General features: G+C 67.3%; 16 protein-coding genes. 6 read left to right on the top strand and 10 right to left on the bottom strand.

The features are described 5' to 3' along the window. Window positions 1–5: 5 nt before the first annotated feature. Window positions 6–1232, top strand: coding sequence for a glycosyltransferase (locus AB4851_RS02650; protein WP_414448318.1), 1227 nt, complete (start codon window positions 6–8; stop codon window positions 1230–1232). Here the strand turns inward: AB4851_RS02650 and AB4851_RS02645 are convergent. After that, window positions 1189–1878, bottom strand: coding sequence for a cephalosporin hydroxylase family protein (locus tag AB4851_RS02645; protein WP_414448317.1), 690 nt, complete (start codon window positions 1876–1878; stop codon window positions 1189–1191). The two genes, AB4851_RS02650 and AB4851_RS02645, sit on opposite strands and share 44 nt — an antisense overlap. A 25-nt stretch (window positions 1879–1903) precedes the next feature. On the opposite strand from AB4851_RS02645, the gene AB4851_RS02640 reads away from it, so the two are divergent. Next, window positions 1904–2845 carry a phosphotransferase enzyme family protein gene (locus AB4851_RS02640; protein ID WP_414448316.1) on the top strand — a complete coding sequence of 314 codons (942 nt, stop codon included), beginning with the start codon at window positions 1904–1906 and terminating at the stop codon, window positions 2843–2845. Between the two features lie 7 nt (window positions 2846–2852). Here the strand turns inward: AB4851_RS02640 and AB4851_RS02635 are convergent, their stop codons facing one another. Next, entirely contained in the window at window positions 2853–3425 is a 573-nt protein-coding gene (locus AB4851_RS02635; RefSeq protein ID WP_414448315.1) for a polysaccharide deacetylase family protein, read from the bottom strand. A 55-nt stretch (window positions 3426–3480) separates the two neighbouring features. Then, window positions 3481–3945: a hypothetical protein gene (locus AB4851_RS02630; protein WP_414448314.1), complete on the bottom strand. Its 465-nt coding sequence runs from the start codon at window positions 3943–3945 to the stop codon at window positions 3481–3483. Between the two features lie 379 nt (window positions 3946–4324). Between AB4851_RS02630 and AB4851_RS02625 the strand changes: the two genes are divergently transcribed. Then, window positions 4325–5914 (top strand): protease pro-enzyme activation domain-containing protein, encoded by a 1590-nt coding sequence (locus AB4851_RS02625; protein ID WP_414448313.1) that lies wholly within the window; start codon window positions 4325–4327, stop codon window positions 5912–5914. 155 nt (window positions 5915–6069) lie between these two features. Continuing rightward, window positions 6070–7746, top strand: coding sequence for a S10 family peptidase (locus AB4851_RS02620; RefSeq protein ID WP_414448312.1), 1677 nt, complete (start codon window positions 6070–6072; stop codon window positions 7744–7746). Window positions 7747–7860: 114 nt separating this feature from the next. Here the strand turns inward: AB4851_RS02620 and AB4851_RS02615 are convergent, their stop codons facing one another. The 5 genes from AB4851_RS02615 to AB4851_RS02595 all read right to left on the bottom strand — a co-directional run bounded on the left by AB4851_RS02615 (window position 7861) and on the right by AB4851_RS02595 (window position 12143). Next, window positions 7861–9033 (bottom strand): porin, encoded by a 1173-nt coding sequence (locus AB4851_RS02615; protein ID WP_414441090.1) that lies wholly within the window; start codon window positions 9031–9033, stop codon window positions 7861–7863. Window positions 9034–9297: 264 nt separating this feature from the next. Then, window positions 9298–9936, bottom strand: a complete 639-nt coding sequence (locus AB4851_RS02610; RefSeq protein ID WP_414441091.1) for a LysE family translocator — start codon at window positions 9934–9936, stop codon at window positions 9298–9300. 40 nt (window positions 9937–9976) lie between these two features. Continuing rightward, window positions 9977–10831, bottom strand: a complete 855-nt coding sequence (gene nadE / locus AB4851_RS02605; RefSeq protein ID WP_414448311.1) for an ammonia-dependent NAD(+) synthetase — start codon at window positions 10829–10831, stop codon at window positions 9977–9979. A gap of 116 nt (window positions 10832–10947) precedes the next feature. Continuing rightward, entirely contained in the window at window positions 10948–11820 is an 873-nt protein-coding gene (locus AB4851_RS02600) for a DMT family transporter (protein ID WP_414448310.1), read from the bottom strand. 134 nt (window positions 11821–11954) lie between these two features. Beyond that, complete coding sequence (locus tag AB4851_RS02595) at window positions 11955–12143, bottom strand: hypothetical protein (RefSeq protein WP_414449221.1); 189 nt, start codon at window positions 12141–12143, stop codon at window positions 11955–11957. 226 nt (window positions 12144–12369) lie between these two features. On the opposite strand from AB4851_RS02595, the gene AB4851_RS02590 reads away from it, so the two are divergent. Next, the gene (locus tag AB4851_RS02590) at window positions 12370–13131 is read left to right on the top strand and encodes a DeoR/GlpR family DNA-binding transcription regulator (RefSeq protein WP_414441095.1); all 762 of its coding nucleotides are present in this window, start codon (window positions 12370–12372) and stop codon (window positions 13129–13131) included. Between the two features lie 133 nt (window positions 13132–13264). Further along, the gene (locus AB4851_RS02585) at window positions 13265–15046 is read left to right on the top strand and encodes a phospholipase D-like domain-containing protein (RefSeq protein ID WP_414448309.1); all 1782 of its coding nucleotides are present in this window, start codon (window positions 13265–13267) and stop codon (window positions 15044–15046) included. A gap of 40 nt (window positions 15047–15086) precedes the next feature. Here AB4851_RS02585 and AB4851_RS02580 read toward each other — a convergent pair whose 3' ends face one another. Next, on the bottom strand, window positions 15087–15773 hold the full coding sequence (locus tag AB4851_RS02580; protein WP_414448308.1) for a TetR/AcrR family transcriptional regulator: 687 nt from the start codon (window positions 15771–15773) through the stop codon (window positions 15087–15089). Window positions 15774–15941: 168 nt separating this feature from the next. Next, window positions 15942–18035 carry a M1 family metallopeptidase gene (locus AB4851_RS02575; RefSeq protein ID WP_414448307.1) on the bottom strand — a complete coding sequence of 698 codons (2094 nt, stop codon included), beginning with the start codon at window positions 18033–18035 and terminating at the stop codon, window positions 15942–15944. Between the last annotated feature and the right edge of the window lie 42 nt (window positions 18036–18077).

Raw genomic sequence — 18077 nt, 5'->3', positions numbered from 1 at the left:
CGCTCATGACACGCATCCTGTTCTGCGTGGTGCCCGAGAAGGGGCACCTCAATCCTTGCATCGGCCCCGCGCAGCACTTGCGCGACGCGGGCTTCGAGGTGGCGTTCTATGCGCCCGTCGATATCGGCGCGCAACTGGCGGGCGCGGGCGGCTTCGCGTTTCTCGGGCCGCGCGAGATTCCCGAGCGTCACGACCTGTCGCGCGGCGCGAGCTTCGCCGAGCAGATCCGCGACGCCGACTGGCTGCGCCACTGGATTCGCACGCTGCTGATCGATCTCGCGCCCGAACAGGTGGACGGCATTCGCGCCGTGCTGCGCGACTGGCGGCCCGAGGTGGTGGTGATCGATCCGCTGCTGTACGCGGCGGCGATCGCGGCGGAACTCGAAGGGCTGCCGTGGGTGGCGATGTCGAATTCGCTGAACCCGGTGCTGCCCGACGATCTGGATTCCGAATTGTTGCGCACCGTGCGCTGGCTCGCGCCCGAGCGCGAGGCCCTGTTCGCGCGTTACGGGCTGACCGCGCGCTTTCGCGGCTGCGACATCCTCTCGCCGCACCTGACGCTGGCCTTCACGACCGAGGCGCTGGTGGGCGCGCCGCCGCCCGGAGTGGAACTGGTCGGCCCGGCGATGCCGTCCGGCCCGCGCGGCGACGAGACGGCGTTCCCGTGGGAGCGGCTCGATCCGGCGCGCCCGCTCGTCTACATGTCGCTCGGCAGCCAGCTTTATTACCACCCCGATCTGTTCGACAAGGTCGACGAGGCGGTGCGCGCGACGCCGGCGCAACTGGTGCTGTCGATCGGAGAACTGATCGATTCCGACTGGCGGCCGGGGCAGAAGCTTGGCGCGCCGGCCGGCGATGCTGATGTCATCGCCGTGCGCTACGCGCCGCAACTGGCGCTGCTGCGGCGCACGCACGCGTTCATCAGCCACGGCGGCGCGAATTCGGTGATGGAGGCGCTGGCCAGCGGCGTGCCGATGCTGCTCTCGCCGTTCTGCAACGACCAGTTCCATTCGGCGCATTTCGTCGAACAGGCCGGCGCGGGTTGCCGGATCGATCTCGAACGCGCCAGCGTAGAGGAATTGCGCGCGGCGATCGAACGACTGCTGCAACCGGGCGGCGTGCGCGAGCGCGTGGCGCGGATTCGCGAGAGCTACGCGCGCGACGGCTCGGCCGAGGCCGCGCGCCGGATCAGCGCACTCGCCGCAGGAAACCGCCGGGCGACAGCGTCATGATCACGCGGTCCTCGATGTCGAGATCGGCCTCGAAGCGCGGGTCGGCATCGAGGAAGGCGCGCGCGGCCGTGGCCGGATTGTTGCCGCGGCCGTAGGGCTTGCCGTCGAACATCGTGGCGGGCAGGTATTCCATGATGGTGTCCATCACGATGACGTAGCTGCCCGGCGTGACGAGCGGCGCATAGCGTTCAAGTTCGCGCAGTACGTGTGCGTGCGTATGCGTGAGATCGAGGATCACCATCACGCGAGCGCCGTCGGGAACGTGTGCGCGCACGGCGGCCAGCGTGTCGTCCGCGCACGAATCGCCTTCGATCAGCGTCATGCGATGGGCGAGCCGGTTGGCCTGCAATTGCGCGCGCACGTCGTCGCGCAGGCGCGGCTCGATGGCGATCACGCGGCCGTCGCCGCCCGTCAGTTCGAGCATCGACGCCGAGAACACCACGCCGCCGCCGGCCGCGATGCCGGTCTGCACGATGCGGTCGGGGCGCTCGCGCCACACCAGCTCCTGGATCGCGAGCATGTCGCCGGGCAGATGGAAGAAGCGCTCGCCGAGCCAGCGCGTCTGGAACAGATGATTGAATTCGGCGGCGCGTGTCAGCCACGCGATATTGAGGTCCCGCATGCGGGCCGAGATACGGTCGGACATGATCAATGCAATGCTCAGGAGTGACGTGGAAACGCTCGAACCCTTGCTTCAACGGTATTGGCATACCGGGCCGGTGCGCCTGGCGGCGTTGCCGTCGGGCCATACTAACAAAACGTTTCGGCTGGAATGCGAGGCGGGCGGGCGGGTGCTGCGCGTGTCGTGGGCCGGCAAGCCGCTCGATCAGGTGCGGCGCGAGGCGGCCGTGCTCGATCATGTGCGCGCCGTGCCCGGCCTGCCGGCGCTGCCGGTGTTGATCCCGACCGTCGATGGGCAGCCCGGCGCGCATTTGCCCGATGGCCGCTGGCTCCATCTGTTCGAGGCGATCGACGGCGTGCCGGGCCTGCCCGCCGACGCATTGGGCGGCACGCTCGACGCGATGCGCACGCTGGCGGGCCTGCATGCGGCGATGGCCACGCTGCCGGCGCCCGGCGCCACGCCGCTCGGCTGGCTGGCCGCGCGCCATGCGCGCGTGGCGGCGCGTGCGAGGCCGCGCCTGCCGGGTGAACTCGATAGCGAGTACAACGAATTGATCCGGCGCATCGGTGCGCATCTCGCGACCGCAACGGGGTGGTTGACCGGCCCGGCGCACTGGCTGCACGGCGACTATCACGCCGGCAACCTGCTCTATGCGGGGAATGCCGTGAGCGGCGTACTCGATTTCGACGACGTGGGGCAGGGCGCGCATTGGCTCGAAGCGGCGTTCGCGTTGTTCGCGCTGTCGCGCGATGCGCAACGCGACGATCGCTTTGTGTTCGATGCGCCGACCTGGGCTGCCGGGTTGCAGGCTTACGCGGCGGCGCGGGCCGACGCCGCGCCGGGCTGGATCGATGCGCGGTGCGAGGCGCTAATGTTGTTGTTCTGCGCGGACCAGACGCTGATCCATCTCGAAGCGGCGCAGCGCGGCTTGTGGACGCCCGGCGCTGGCATGGGGTTTCTCGGCGGCTGGCGGCAGTTGATGGCGGATTAGGCTGACATCAGGCCGACATCAGAAACAAGCGCACCGCCTCGACCGTATTGGGACGCGGCTCGCCATGCCGCGAGCCGTCGTGCAGGCAGAACAGCGCGTCCTGCCCCAGCGCGGCGCGCGCGGCCAGATGCGCGTGCATCGCGTCGCACAGCGCCTGCGGCGCGGGGGGCGGCCGTTGCCAGTCGTCGAGGATCGCGGTCCAGCCCGTGTGTTCGCGTTGCAGGCGCGCGAGCACGCGGGCGCGGCAATCTTCGGGCTGCCAACCATAAGGCAAACGAAACGGAACGACGTCGGGCGCGGGTACGCCGGCCAGCCGATGGGCTTCGCGGATCAGCGCATCGGTGGCCTCGATCTCGCCGCTCAGGGCCGCATCGCTCAATTCGCCCGCGCGCGCATGCGTGTAGGTGTGATTGCCGAGCCGGTGGCCTTCGCGCACGATGCGCGCGGCCACGTCGAGCGCGCCTTCGAGATGCCGGCCGAGCACGAAGAAACTGGCCCGGCATGCGGCGGCGCGCAGCACGTCGAGCAGCGGCGGCGTCGACGGGCCGGGGCCGTCGTCGAAACTCAGGTGGAAGGACATGATGGGCGCGCGGCAAGTGGCGGGAACCGGAACGATAACGCAGCCGGCCGGGCCGTTACTCGCATTGCGGCGCGAGCAGGCTCTTTTCCTTGCCGATCAAGGTCCAGCCGCTGTCGATCTGGCTGCGCGGGTTGGTTTCATGCAGCCACCAGGTGCCGCATTCGGTGCAGCGATAACGCGCAATGCGGACAGGCGCCTTGAACATCGGGCGCAACTTTTTCAATGGGCCATCGCGCAATAGCGCGGAATGGGCGTCTCCATATGGGCCGGCTTGGTTCAACTGTTCGCACGCGGTGCAGCGCATGACATTCAGATATCCGTCACATAACTGACACATTTTATGACGGCCTTCGACGAAAGATGAAAGTAAATTTTCACGAAATTTTAACGTATTACGAAAATCAGAACTATCGTTGAAAACGTTTCTATAAATGCGCCAATTGGTCGCAGGCGAGGCCGATTCGGTCGCATCCGATCGGTTGATGCAGCGTGCACGATACGTAATTCTTTCAATCTCCATTCATTTCTGGTGCGCGGAAATTTCCAAAAAAAAGCGCAAAAGCGCAAGCGAAAAAGCTGGAAAAATTTAATGGCCCGATGCGTGCAACGAATCGATTTTCCGAATCGAGCGCCGCATGCAAATGGCCGTGGCAATAACGCCTGGCGGCCAATTCGAATGGCAACGGTTTGTTGCATTTGTTGCTTCCGGCAAGGGCTTAAAGCGCGAATGCGCGCGTACGAAAATGCCGCCGCTGATTTACACTCGACTGGCCGTTCTTATTCTGATCGATCAATCCGGCGTCACTGAGAGGACGCCGGCAACCTGCCGGAACCGCAGGCGGCAGGTCAGGTCGGATTTTCCGTAGACCGTGCAACACGGAACCTTGGAGGGTCACAACATGGCAAGGCATCTTCATGCCGGCAACGAGCCGAAAGTCGTCACCGAATCAAAATGCGTCGGCGCATGCGATCCCGCGGAGCGGATTCACGTCACGATCATGCTGCGGCGCGAGGGGCAGGCGGCGCTCGATACGCTCGTCGACAAGCTCGCGAGCGGCGATGCGGCGGCCAAACCGGTGTCGCGCGACGATTTCGCCAAGCGCTTCGCGGCCCGCGCCGACGATATCGAGCACACCGAAGCCTTCGCGAAACAACATCAACTGACGGTCGAGCGCGTCGATCCGGTGCAGAGCGTGGTGGAACTGGCCGGCACCATCGCGCAGTTCGAGAACGCGTTCAGCGTCAAGCTTCAGCAGTACGAACATCATGCGGTCGGCACGTTCCGCGCGCGCACCGGCGATATCGCGCTGCCGAACGAGCTGCACGACGCCGTCACGGCCGTGCTCGGCCTCGATACGCGCCCGCAGGCGCATCCGCATTTCCGCTTCCGGCCGCCATTCAAGCCGGCGCGCACCGGCGCCAGCACCTCGTACACGCCGCTGCAACTGGCCTCGATCTACAACTTCCCCGAAGGCGACGGTGCGGGCCAATGCATCGCGCTGATCGAACTGGGTGGCGGCTATCGCGCGGCCGACATCACGCCGTATTTCGACCAACTGGGCGTGGCGCATCCCAAGCTGGTCGATGTGAGCGTGGCCGGCGCGCGCAATGCGCCCACCGGCGACCCGAACGGCCCGGACGGCGAGGTGGCGCTCGATATCGAGGTGGCCGGCGCGATCGCACCGGGTGCGACGATCGCCGTCTATTTCTCGCCGAACAGCGATTCGGGCTTCATCCAGGCGGTGAATCAGGCGATCCACGATACGAAGAACCAGCCGTCGGTGGTGTCGATCAGTTGGGGTGGCCCGGAAGCGTCGTGGACGCAGCAATCGATGCAGGCGTTCAACAACGTGCTGAAGGCGGCGGCCTCGCTCGGCGTGACGGTGTGCGCGGCGTCGGGCGACAGCGGCTCGGGCGACGGCCTGCAGGACGGCCAGAACCATGTCGATTTTCCGGCTGCCAGCCCCTACGTGCTGGCCTGTGGCGGCACCACGCTCGATGCGCAGGCCGGGCAGGGCATCCGCCGCGAGGTGGTGTGGAACGACGAGGCGGCCAGCGGCGGCGCGGGCGGCGGCGGCATCAGCGCCGTGTTCGATGCGCCGCCCTGGCAGAAAGGCCTCTCGGCGAAGCAGACGGGCGGCGGCAGCACGCCGCTCACCAAGCGCGGCGTGCCCGACGTGGCCGGCGACGCGTCGCCCACCACCGGCTACGAGGTGCTGATCGCCGGCACCACGGCCGTGCTCGGCGGCACCAGCGCCGTCGCGCCGCTGTGGGCTGCGCTGATCGCGCGCATCAACGCGGCGGCCGGCAGCCCGGCCGGCTGGGTCAATCCGAAGCTCTACGCGCAGGCGTCGGCGCTGCACGACATCACGCAGGGCAACAACGGCGCGTTCGCGGCGGCGGCGGGCTGGGATGCCTGCACGGGGCTCGGCAGCCCCGATGGCGTCAAGGTCGCGGCGGCGCTGGGCGGCGCGGGCAGCCAAAAGTAGTTTGTGCTGCGAAGCAAAGCGATGCGCGCGGGCCGGCTGGCATCGGAGACGCCGGCCGGCCGCGCCGTGGTGGCCACCATGGTGCGGCGGCATGCGCGCCTCGGCAGTCGGCGGTTCATTCAAGCACGTTCGATAAAACCAGAAGGAGCGGCACGATGAGCAAGCAATCAGGAACTTCGTCCAGCGGCGGCACATTCCCGTTGCAGCATGGCGGCCACAACTCGCACGGCGTGCCGCCGAGCGTCGATCCGGTCGCGCTGGCGCGCGGCCGCGACGAGCCGTTCTTCGACCCGGTGGCCTACGGCAACGGCCCGGACGATTCGGTGACCGACATCAGTGAAGGCGCGGCGGTTACGCATCACACGCTCACGCTCGATGGCAAGCGGATCGCCTACACGGCCACGGCCGGGCATCTCGTCACGGTCGATCCGAGCAGCTCGCAGCCGAACGCGAAGCTGTTCTACGTGGCGTTCACGCAAGACAGCCAGAAGGAGGAAACGCGCCCCGTCACGTTCTTCTACAACGGCGGGCCGGGCTCGTCGTCGGTGTTCGTGCTGCTCGGCTCGTTCGCGCCGCGCCGCATCCGCACCGCGATGCCGAGCTTCACGCCGCCCGCGCCGTATCAGATGGAAGACAATCCCGACAGCCTGCTCGACAGAAGCGACCTGGTGTTCGTGAACCCGGTGGGCACCGGTTATTCGGCCGCCGTGGCGCCGTTCAAGAATCGCAATTTCTGGGGCGTCGACGAGGATGCCGATTCGCTGAAGCAGTTCATCAAGCGCTACCTGACCAAGAACAACCGCTGGAATTCGCCGAAATACCTGTACGGCGAGTCGTACGGCACGGCGCGCACCTGCGTGCTGGCCTACAAGCTGCACGAGGATGGCGTGGACCTGAACGGCATCACGCTGCAATCGTCGATTCTCGACTACCAGCAGGCCGGCAATCCGGTGGGCGCCTTGCCTACCGCCTCGGCCGACGCCTGGTATCACAAGCAGCTCGGCGTCTCGCCCACGCCCACCGATCTCGGCAAGTTCACGGAAGAGGTGGCGCAGTTCGCGCGCACCGATTACCTCGACGCGCTGCGCAAGTTCCCGCAGACAGACGCGGCCGTGGTGCAGAAACTGGCCGACTACACCGGCATCGATACCGCCACGCTGCTGTCGTGGAGCCTCGACGTGGCCAGCTACGACGCACGCGGAAATTCGGTATTCCTCACGACCTTGCTGCGCGCGCGCGGGCTTTCGCTCGGCTCGTACGACGGGCGCGTGACCGCGATCTCGTCGGGCATCGCCGGCAACATCGATCCGAACTCGGGCGGCAACGATCCCACCATGACCGCCGTGACCGGCGTGTACACGGCGATGTGGAACGCCTACCTGAACGAGCAACTGAAATACACGTCGAATTCGGCGTTCACCGACCTCAACGATCAGGCGTTCGCGAACTGGGATTTCAAGCACAAGGACCCGACCGGCGCGGAGGTGGGCGTGGACGCGAAGGGCAACGTGGTGCTCTATACGGCCGGCGACCTGGCCGCCGTGATGGCGCTGAACACCGACCTGAAGGTGCTGTCGGCGAACGGCTTCTACGATTTCGTCACGCCGTTCTACCAGACGGTGCTCGATTTGCAGCAGATGCCGCTGGAGAACGCCGACGTGCGCAAGAACCTGTCGGCGCGCTTCTATCCGTCGGGGCACATGGTGTATCTCGACGGCGGCTCGCGCACCGCGCTCAAGCGCGATCTGTCGGCCATGTACGACCACACGGTGGCCGATTCCGGCGCGGTGATGCGGATTCGCGCGTTGCAGGCGAAGAAGCGCGGCGGCTGATCCGGCATCGCGCGGCGTCGAGCGGTAAACGACAAGGCCCGGCCGCAATTCGGCCGGGCCTTGTCGCATTCGCGCGCCCGGTGGTTCACCGCGCGCGATGCTGCGTGGCGCCGCTTAGAAGCGGTGCATCATGCCCAGGCGCACGACGGTCTGGTTGATGCCCGACGACGAGCCGGCGGACGCGTCGATGATCTGCGCGTTGTCGAACGAGGTGCCGGTGTGCGCGCTGACGGCGTGCTGATAGGCCGCCTGGACGTACAGCGAGGTGCGCTTGCTGAGGTCGTAGTCGAGCATCATCGCGAGCTGGTGGTACTTCGGCGTATAGCTGCCGGCTTGCGAGTGCAGGTGCGCCATCGTGAACGTGTACGAGGTGCCGAGCCAGAACGCCGACGTGAAGTAGTACTGCGAATTCAGTTCGATGTTGTCGAACTTCCACGCGTTCCAGGCCGCGCCGTTCGACGGCGTGCTGTTGGCCAGCCAGACGTTGCTGGTCGGCGAGTAGACGTCCACGTGCGAGTAGGCCGCCGCCACCTGAACCTTGGTGAAGCGGTACGACACGGCCGCGCCCATCGTCTGTTGCGACGCGCCGTTGAACAGGTCGCCCGAGGTGATCGCGCCGCTGGTGGTCGACCCCTGGTTGTTCATGCGCAGGTACGAGGCCGCCGCCGTCAGGCCGCCGTTCTGGTAGTTGACCGTCGCGCCCCACAGGCGGTTGTTCGAGAAGCCCGTGCTGTTGCTGAAGCCGTACATCGCCTCGAACGTCAGGCCGTTCCAGGTCGGGCTGACGTACTTGACGGAGTTGTTGACGCGGAAATCCCAATCCTCGTTGTTGTTGTCGAACGGCACGGTGCCGATGTCGCCGCCCCAGTTGCCGGCCGCCGTCAGCGCGGTGTAGCTGAGCGGGTCGACCGTGATGTCGTACTGGCGGCCCAGCGTGACCGTACCGTAGTGATCCGACGACAGGCCGACGTAAGCCTGGCGGCCGAATTCGCTGCTGTCCTGGCCGAGCTTGCCGTTGTTGATGTTGAAGCCGTTCTCGAGCACGAACACCGCATGGTTGCCGCCGCCCAGATCCTCGTTGCCCTTCAGGCCCCAGCGGCTGCCGGCGGTGTCGCCGCTCGACAACTGGTAGGCCGAGTGGCCGCCGGCGTTGCTCGTGTAGTTCAGGCCTTCGTCGATCAGGCCGTACAGCGTGACGCTCGATTGCGCGTGCGCGGCGACCGCGAACAGCGAGGTCACGGCTGCGGCGATGCCGAGGAGCGTGCGTTGGATCGGTGTGGTCTTCATGTTTTATCCCTTCCTGAGAGGTGGTCGTATCCGGGCTGCCTGTGCGACGGATGACGGAGTGTAGGTAGCGGGAAAAACCTGTCGGGGCGGAACGCTGAAACTCAGAGTTCCGCTCGATGCAAGAGCCGGTCAGTCGCCTGACGGTGAAGGGATTTCATGAAACCGACGCAGGGTGGCCGGGTTATTTCGTTGTATTTAGGTTTCGGTGTGCTTGACGTCGGGTTTTTCTTCGCCCTGCCGGTGCATGGCGCACCGGCAGGTGGTTCAGCGTACGAGCTGGCGCACGCCGAGCGCGACGATCACGCCGCCGCAGATCCGATCCGCCCAGGCCTTGCCGCGCCGGTACGCGGCGGCCACGCCCGGATGCGAGAGCACGATCGCCACGAAGCCGTACCACGACGAGGCCACCACCAGCACCACCGACAGCATTGCGCCGAAGGTGGGCCAGGTGACGTGGGTGGGCGTGGCCGAGGCGAACACGGCCGCGAAGAACGCGATCGATTTCGGGTTCGCGATATTGGTCGCGACGCCCTGCACGAACGCGCGGCGATGATCGACCGGGCCGGCCTGCGCCTGCGCCTGGGCGGCCCCGGCATCGATGCCCGGCGCGGCCTTCGCGTTCAGCACGAGCCGCGTGCCGAACCAGATCAGGTAGCCCGCGCCCGCGAATTTCACGGCCAGCGCGATCCACGGGAACGCCGTGAACACGATGCCGACGCCGAGAATCGCGCAGCTCGCCCAGAACAGGTTGACCGACACGATGCCGCCCACCATCGCGAGCGCGGCGGCGCGCGTCGACGACGCGGCCTTGTGCGCCACGGCCACGAAGTTCGGGCCGGGGATCACCACGCCCACCACATAGACGGACAACACCGCCAGTACCGCGTGCCAATCGATCAGCATGCCGAAGCGCCTTGTCGGGAAACGGTAAGCGACCGCACGCTCAACGCGCCGCGCCCGGCCAGTCGAGCAGGGTGTACGGCAGCGCGCGCTTGTGGCGCGAGGCGTCGTAGAAGCGCAGCACCGTTTCGTACACGTGGTCGTCCACCGGCTTGCCTTCGAGGAAATCGTCGATCTGCTCGTAGGTCACGCCGTAGGCGGTTTCGTCGGGCAGCAGCGGGCGCAGCGCTTCCAGGTCGGCGGTCGGCACCTTCATGACGAGGGCGTCCGCGCCGCCGAGGTGGCGCGCCACCTCGCGCACGCGGCGCTTGGTCAGGCCCGCCAGCGGCAGCACGTCGGCGCCGCCGTCGCCGAACTTGGTGAAGAAGCCCATCACCGATTCGGCCGCGTGGTCGGTGCCGATCACGATGCCGCGGCGCGCGCCGGCCACCGCGTACTGCGCGATCATGCGCTCGCGCGCCTTGATGTTGCCGTGCACGAAATCCTGTTGTGCATCGTCGCGGAACGTCAGGCCGCTTGCGGTGGTGGCGGCCAGCATGCCGTCGGCGGCCGGCTTGACGTCCACCGTCAGGTTCTCGTCGGCGGCCACGAAGGCCAATGCGCGCTGGGCGTCTTCCTCGTCACGTTGCACGCCGTACGGCAGGCGCATCGCCACGAAGCGCGCGTCGTAGCCGCTTGCGCGCAGGCGTTCGACGGCGAGTTGAGCGAGGCGGCCGGCCGTGGAGGAATCCACGCCGCCGCTGATCCCGAGCACGTAGGTGGTGAAGCCCGTCGAGCGCAGGTAGTCGGCGAGGAAGGCGATGCGGCGCTCGGCTTCCTGGGCGGCGTCGAAGCTCGGCGAGACTTGCAGTTCGGCGGCAAGCGCGCGTTGGCGCGCGGCGTAATCGGGACGGGTCATGATGGGTTGGCTCTCCGGAGCGGAATCGGGTCAGACGCGCATCATAAGCGGAATAGGTGCAATCGCGCGCAGCCGGCGCAGCGCGGGCCGCCCGCGGCCGGCCATGCGCCTGCCGTTCAGCGCGACCAGCGCGCCAGCGCCACGCCCGCCAGCGCGACCGCGAAACCGGCCAGTTGCAGCGTGCCGAGCGTCTCGCCGAACAGCGCGTAGCCCTGCAGGGCCGCGAGCGGCGGCGCGAGGAACATCAACGAGGTGGCGCGCGCCGCGCCGCCGTGCCGCAACAGCCACACCAGCAGCATGATCGCGCCGCCCGACAGCATCGCCACACCCCAGGCCAGCGACACCCACAGTGTGGGCGAGGGCAGCCAGCGCGTCTCGCCGAGCGCCAGCGCGAAGCCGGCCGCCACCACGGCCGCGCCGAAGTTCTGCACGGCGACGGTGGTGCGCAGGTCGGTTTTCGCCACGGCGCTCTTCTGGTAGAGCGAGCCGGCCGTGATCGAGCCGATCGACAGCACCGCCACCAGCACGGTGAACGCCGACACGCCCGCGCCCGCCGCAGCGGCCGGGGCCGCCAGCTTCGGCGCGAGCACCAGCGCGACGCCGGCCAGCCCCAGCGCCATGCCGGCCCAGCCGCGCGCGGGCAGGCGCTCGCCGAACAGCGGCACGGCCAGCACGGCGGTGGCGAGCGGCTGCAGCGCGCCGAGCAGCGCCATCACGCCGGCCGGCAGGCCCTGCGCGACGGCCCAGTAGCTGGCGCCCAGATAGAAGCCCTGCAACAGCGCGCCGGCCAGCAGATGACGGCCCCATTCGCGGCCCACCGGCCAGCGCGCTCGCGTGACGAGCGCGATCGCGGCGAACAGCAGCGCCGTGCCGCCGAAGCGGGCCAGCAGGTAGAGGTTGGGATCGGCGTACGGATGGATCGCGCGGGCGACCACGAAACCGGTGGACCAGAGCGCGACGAAGGCGGCGGCGGCAAGCAGGGCAGGCATGAGGCAGGGCGGCCACGGACGGCGCGCGGAAAACGGGAAGCGCGCAGTATCGGCGCGCGGGTGCCGCGCGTCTTGTCAAAATCTGCACCGGGGCGGGGGCGGCTTGCCTGCATCGGCCGCCCCGCGTTCGGTGCTCAGGCGAGCGCGAAAACCTCGGCGTCGGCCGCCCGGGCCGTTTGCATCCCGGCGCGCTGCGCGGCCAGTTGCGCGTGCAGGCGGTGCGCCTCGGCGAACGTGAAGTCGATCCAGTACGGATCGCCGGCTCCGTCGTTCAGGCGTTCGGCCGGGAAGCGGATGGCGAGGGCGGCGGCGGGTTGGGACATGGCAAGGCTCCACGAGCGGATGGTTCGGCGAGCGGCGAGTGTAACAACGCGTGCGCGCGATATTGGGCGCGTGGTTGCAACACTGCTTTGCAGCGCGTTGCCCGCGATCGGGCAGTCGCGGGCGGCGATGCGCTCGGCCGCTCCCGCACCCATGCTCACAATCCTGTCAATTAGCCGTACTACAATAGGCCGCCCCGTGGTTTCCAGGGCGATTCCGGACCGTTTCATGCTCGCAGAACAACGTCATCAATACATCCTGTCCGAACTTTCCCGCTCCGGCGCCCTGTCGGTCGCCGAACTCGTGCGCACGCTCGGCGTGTCGCGGGAGACGATTCGCCGCGACCTGAACGCGCTGGCCACCCGCGGCCTGGTGGTGACCACCCACGGCGGCGCGCTGGCCGCCGACCGCCGCGAGCCGAGCCTGTCGGAGCGCCAGGCCGCCCACACCGACGCGAAGCAGGCGATCGGCCGTCGCGCGGCCGAATTCGTGCCCGACGGCGCGTCGGTGCTGCTCGATTCGGGCAGCACCACGCACGCGGTGGCGCTGGCGCTGAACGACCGGCACCGCCTGACCGTCTACACCAACGACTGGCGGATCGCCTTCGCGCTGGCGCGCCGCAACGAGAACCGCGTCACGCTGCTCGGCGGCGAGCTGTCCGACGACGAGGACGCCACGTTCGGCCTCGACACGATTCAGCAACTGGCGCAGTACCACGTCGATTTCGCGTTCGTGGGCGCTGGCGGCGTGACGCAGGACGGCGACCTGACCGACTATTCGCGGATCGCCGCCGAGGTGCGCAGCCGGATGCTGGCCTCGGCCGCCACGGCCGTGGTGGTGGCCGATCACTCGAAGTTCGGGCGCGTCACGCCGGTGCGCATCAACGGCATCGAGAACACCCGCTACCTCGTGACCGACCGCTCGCCCGACAAGGCCGTGCGCCGCGCGCTGACCGCGCGCGGGATCGAATTGGTTGTTTGCGACGTTTGAGCCTGGCCTTTGCTGTGCGATGAACGTGGCCCGCCCCCTTCATGACAGCGACACGTAAACGTCACCATTGCGTCATGCCGATGGCAAGCAAGCCCGCGACACTGGCCGTTCCACCGAGCCGAGGAGCGAGCCGATGTCCGTCACCGTGCGCAGTTACCTGTCCCCCACCCTGGTGCTGCTGGCCTTCGATTGGCCGCAGGCCGCGAACCGCGCCGATTTCCTCGGCTTCGCGATCCGCCGCACGCCGGGTTTCCACAGCGCGGACGGCCACGCGCGCGCGGCCAGCAGCTGGCTGCCGAACCGGCTGACGTTCGACGGCCCGGTGGCCGACACGCAGCGCGATGCGCCCACCGATCAGGCGCCGATCCAGAAATTCATGTGGTGGGATGCGCGCATCGATCCGCCCGACCGCGGCCAGGCGTTTCGCTACGACGTGTTCCCGGTGGTCGGCACGCCCGACGCGCTGCAGGTGCTCGACGCGGAAGCCGGCCATTGCGCGCTGACGCTGCCCGATCACGTGGTGGATGGCGTGGGCACCTGGTTCAACCGCGCCGTGGTCAGCTCGCAGGCGTTTGCGCGTCAGGTGGCGGCGCTCGGCCTCGACGAGCACGACACGCCCACCGCCGCACAGGCGCTGGCCTTGCGCACCTGGCTCGCCAACGACTTGCAGCAGGTGTTCGGCGCGATGCTCGATCCGGCCACGCGCGCGGCCTCGGCCGTGTATCACCTGACCGACACGCTGTGGGCGATCCCGGCGTTCGAGGCGTTCGGCCGGGCGCACGGCCGCGATGCGCTGGCGATCGTGTACGACGCGCACGTGACCGAGCGCAAGGGCAAGCCGCCGCTGCCGTCGCCGAACCAGCCGGCCGTCGATGCGCTGAAGGATCTGGCGACGCTCGCGCCGCGCGACCGCACGCGCATCATGCACGACAAGTTCATCGTCACCGACGGCGGCGGCAGCGATCCGCATCCGGCGCGCCTGCTGACCGGTTCGGCCAACTTCACCACCGAAGGCCTGACCGAGCAGGCCAACGTGCTGCATACGTTCGATTCGGCGATCCTGGCCGGCCTCTACAACGACCGCGCGCACGCGCTCGCCGCGAACCCGAGCATTGCCGACACGGCGAAGCTGACGAGCGGCTGGTCCGAGCCGGCACAGGTCGGCTCGGCCAGCGTGCGGGTGGCGTTCTCGCCGGAGCCGGGCAAGTCGCGCATCGAGATCGACACGATCGTCGCGGCGATCGAGGCCGCCAAGCATTCGGTGGTGTTCTGCCTGTTCATGCCGACCGACGCGCCGTTGCGCGACGCGTGCTTCAAGGCCGGCGACGCGGGGCTGATGATGTTCGGCCTGGTCAACCGGATCAGCGCGAGCGGCGCGCAGGCGGCCGAAACGGACCAGCACGACGGCAAGACGCTCGATGCATCCCGGCTCGCCAACCTGGAGCTGTACCATCGCAGCCGCGACAACCGCGACGTGATCGACGCCGAGTATTTCTCGCCGGTCACCGTGCCCGAAGGCTTCGAGCCGGAGCTGCGGCTGTTCCCGGGCGAGCCCGCGCCGGCCTACCCGCCGGTGGTGATCCACCACAAGTTCATCGTGATCGATGCCGAGGGCGAGAACCCGATCGTCTACACCGGCTCGGCCAACATGAGTTCGAACTCGGAACACTACAACGACGAGAACCTGCTGGAGATTCGCGACGCGCGCATCGCCGGCACCTATCTCGCCGAATTCCTGCGGCTCTACGAGCATTACCGCGCGCGGGCGCTCGCGATCGAGGCGCAGCGCACCGGCACCACGCACGCGCAGGCGCATCCGACGCTGGCGTTGCAGCCCGATGCGCGTTGGGCGAAGAAGTATTTCGCGGAGGGCAGCCCGGAGGCCAAGGCGCGGGTGGCGCTGGCCGGCGGCTGACAGGAAGGCGGCGCGGCCGGACGGCCGCGCATGAGGGGAATCAGTCGGTGATGTAGCGCAGCACGCTGTCGACGATCATCGCGCGGTGCCGCACGCGCAGCCGCGGCGCCGACGGATCGCGGCCGAACGCGGCGCCGAACGTGTAGCGGTTCGAGACGCGATGGAAGCAGAACGAGCTGATCATCAGGTGCAGGTCGAACGCGTCGATGTCGGCGCGGAACGCACCGGCTTCGGCGCCGCGCGCGAGCAGCGCTTCGAGCGTCTTGATGATGCTGACATTGCGATCCTTGAAGGTCGTCAGTTGTTCGATGTATTTCGCGCCGTGAATGTTCTCGATCGAGACGAGGCGCACGAAATCGCGATGCTTGTCGTGATAGTCGAACGTGAATTCGACCAAGCGGCGCATGCCTTCGGTGGGCGGCAGCTCGCCGACGTTCAGTTCGACCTCGAGCGCGCGGATGTCGCCGTAAACCTTGTCCAGCACCGCCTCGTACAGCCCTTCCTTGCTGCCGAAGTAGTAGTACAGCATCCGCTTGGTGGTGTTGGTGCGCTCGGCGATCGCGTCGACGCGCGCGCCGGTCAGGCCCATCGCCGAAAACTCCTGCGTCGCGACATCGAGGATGTTGCGGCGGGTTTGTTCGGGATCGTATTTGCGCCGGGATTCGCGCCGCTTGCCTCCGGGCGGAACGGCGCCTTCCGGCGCGTCGGGCTTGCTACCTGATGTCATGTGTTGGTGTGGGCGGCTGGTTCGGCGCATTCTAGCATGCGCTCCGAGGGTGTCCGGATGGCGCCGGATGGGCCGCCGCGGCGGGTTTGCCGCAGCTAAAATGCCCCGCCCCGCATGAACCAAGTTCATGCGGGGCGGGGCATGGGCAGGTGATTTGCGAGGGTGGCGTTATGGACGCGAAATGGGCCGACCATTGCGCATCGAGATCACCGGCATCCGCAGGCGCCGGGTTGCGACCTCATCGGCCAGCGTCGCAGGCGGCGACATGGCGAACCGGCTCGACTGCCGGGCACGGATCGCCCGTTGCGAAAGACCCTCCAGCATATCCTGGTCATTCTCGAGATTGACCAACACCTCCGGGGCGAGCGTCACGGTGTCCAGTGCCGGTTGCAGCATATCGCGTGCGTTCTTGCTGTATTGCGTCACGTAATAGTCCAGGCCGGTGGGATTCGCGAGTACTGCACCGCAACCGTCGAGCCGCACTTCGGCGCGTGCGTCGCTGAGGACGAGACGCTCGTTCAAGGCCAACTGGTTGCCGTAGGCGAGCGTCACCGGGATCGACCAACGTTCGCCCGGATGAAAATTCACGTTGGGCAGCGGAGCCTGCGACAGCATGACCACGGTTTGATTCGCCGTGAGATCGCAGCGCGTGTCGATCGACAGGACGGGCACGCCGGTCTGACGCGCGAAGCTGTTGCCGATCTGCCCGACGTCGGTGCCGCTTGCATCGGACAGGGCATCCCACAGCCGCTGCGGCGTGGCGTTGCCGAATGCGTAATTGCGCACGTACTGTTGCACGCCGCGTTGCATGGCGTCGTCGCCGATGTAGCCTTCGACCATCTTCAGGACCTGCTCGGCCTTGTCGTAGATCGCCTTGGTTGCCAGCCCGAAATCGGTGGCGCTGTAATCGTTGAAGTTCGGTTGCATCGGAAACGGGACCGGCGAGACGTCGTAGTACATGATGTCGGGCTTGCTCCAGACCTGCTCTTCCCAACCGAAGTGGTCCGGATCGAGTGCGATGTCGGCGCGCGTGGTCATGTAGGACGTCACCCCTTCGTTGAGCCACACATCGTCCCACCAGTCGAGCGTGACCAGATCGCCGAACCACTGGTGAGCGATTTCGTGGTTGATCACTTTCGTTGCTCCGCGGGGGAACGGCTTGCCCGGCGGCGGCAGGATCGTGTCGGCGAATTCGAGAATGGCGCCCCAGTTTTCCATGCCGCTGAACCACAACTGTTTTTCCTCTATGAACTTGTCGTTTGCGGCGACCGTGTCGAGTTTGGTCAGCGGCAGCGGGTAGCCCGTGTAGCGATAGAAATAGTCGAGCGCCTGCTTGGTCGCCTCCATCGCGGGCTTGGCCTGTTCCTTCATGCCCGGCGGCGTGAAGATGCGCAGGTGCAGACCCTTGTCGTCGGGCAGCGGGCTGGTGAATTCGTCTTCCAGCACATCGAAGCGGCCGCCGCCGAAGAACAGCAGATACGACGGCATCGGCGGGGTTTTCTCGAACGACACGGCCTGGTAGCCGCCGGACAGCGCAGTCGCCTGCTTTTCCGGTGCGTTCGACACCACGCGCCAATCGCTCGGCACTTCGGCGGACACCTCGTAGGTCGGACGGAACGCCGGCTCGTCCCAGCCCGGGAACCAGCGGCGCGCGAAGTTCGATTCGAGCTGCGTCAGAATCGCGCCGCTGGTGCTGCCGTCAGTACCCATCAAGTCGAGGCGGAACATGCCTTCGGCGGCCGAGCAATTGGGACGCGGATCGTCGTCGCAGGCGCCCTTCGTGCCCTTCTCCGGATCACCGTGCGTCGTCTGGTTGATGACGCCTTGCCATTCCATATGCAGCGTGTAGCGACCCTTCGGGATCGTGCCGTTCGTCGCGCGCAACTGATAAAAATCGCCGCCGGTCTGCGGCGTGGTGATCAGACGCACGTTGCCTGGCTGCAACGTGACCGTGCCCTTGGCGAAGACCAGCTTGCGTGCCGCCACGACGATCTCGGTGACGGGTTTGAGCACGTCGATCTCGACATCGGCGCGGCCGTCGAACTGCGAGAGGTCGGCATTGGGGCGAAACCACAGCTTGTAGTTGATCGGTACCACCGTATCGGGGAATTCGACCGGCTTCACCGACTTGTCGACGGCAGTCACGGGTGGCGGCGACGGCGTTTCGATCGGGGTGTCGTCGTCGTCGCCACCGCCGCATGCGCTCAGCGCGAGCGCCGCGACAGCGAAAAGATAATGGATCTTGCGGAAAGGCATTCTCATACCGGAGTCTCCTGAGGGACGAGATAAATACGGGCATGCCGC

It is taken from the genome of Burkholderia sp. 22PA0099, assembly GCF_047497165.1.
Taxonomy (GTDB): Bacteria; Pseudomonadota; Gammaproteobacteria; order Burkholderiales; family Burkholderiaceae; genus Burkholderia.
Note: the sequence above shows the minus strand (reverse complement) of the source record. Positions and strands in the feature narration are given on the sequence as shown.

Excerpts from the sequence above, each read along its gene's own strand:
- AB4851_RS02650 (WP_414448318.1), top strand. The coding sequence starts at position 6 with ATGACACGCATCCTGTTCTGCGTGGTGCCCGAGAAGGGGCACCTCAAT.
- AB4851_RS02645 (WP_414448317.1), bottom strand. The coding sequence starts at position 1,878 with ATGTCCGACCGTATCTCGGCCCGCATGCGGGACCTCAATATCGCGTGG.
- AB4851_RS02635 (WP_414448315.1), bottom strand. The coding sequence starts at position 3,425 with ATGTCCTTCCACCTGAGTTTCGACGACGGCCCCGGCCCGTCGACGCCG.
- AB4851_RS02630 (WP_414448314.1), bottom strand. The coding sequence starts at position 3,945 with ATGGAGATTGAAAGAATTACGTATCGTGCACGCTGCATCAACCGATCG.
- AB4851_RS02625 (WP_414448313.1), top strand. The coding sequence starts at position 4,325 with ATGGCAAGGCATCTTCATGCCGGCAACGAGCCGAAAGTCGTCACCGAA.
- AB4851_RS02620 (WP_414448312.1), top strand. The coding sequence starts at position 6,070 with ATGAGCAAGCAATCAGGAACTTCGTCCAGCGGCGGCACATTCCCGTTG.
- AB4851_RS02615 (WP_414441090.1), bottom strand. The coding sequence starts at position 9,033 with ATGAAGACCACACCGATCCAACGCACGCTCCTCGGCATCGCCGCAGCC.
- AB4851_RS02610 (WP_414441091.1), bottom strand. The coding sequence starts at position 9,936 with ATGCTGATCGATTGGCACGCGGTACTGGCGGTGTTGTCCGTCTATGTG.
- nadE (WP_414448311.1), bottom strand. The coding sequence starts at position 10,831 with ATGACCCGTCCCGATTACGCCGCGCGCCAACGCGCGCTTGCCGCCGAA.
- AB4851_RS02600 (WP_414448310.1), bottom strand. The coding sequence starts at position 11,820 with ATGCCTGCCCTGCTTGCCGCCGCCGCCTTCGTCGCGCTCTGGTCCACC.
- AB4851_RS02595 (WP_414449221.1), bottom strand. The coding sequence starts at position 12,143 with ATGTCCCAACCCGCCGCCGCCCTCGCCATCCGCTTCCCGGCCGAACGC.
- AB4851_RS02590 (WP_414441095.1), top strand. The coding sequence starts at position 12,370 with ATGCTCGCAGAACAACGTCATCAATACATCCTGTCCGAACTTTCCCGC.
- AB4851_RS02585 (WP_414448309.1), top strand. The coding sequence starts at position 13,265 with ATGTCCGTCACCGTGCGCAGTTACCTGTCCCCCACCCTGGTGCTGCTG.
- AB4851_RS02580 (WP_414448308.1), bottom strand. The coding sequence starts at position 15,773 with ATGACATCAGGTAGCAAGCCCGACGCGCCGGAAGGCGCCGTTCCGCCC.
- AB4851_RS02575 (WP_414448307.1), bottom strand. The coding sequence starts at position 18,035 with ATGAGAATGCCTTTCCGCAAGATCCATTATCTTTTCGCTGTCGCGGCG.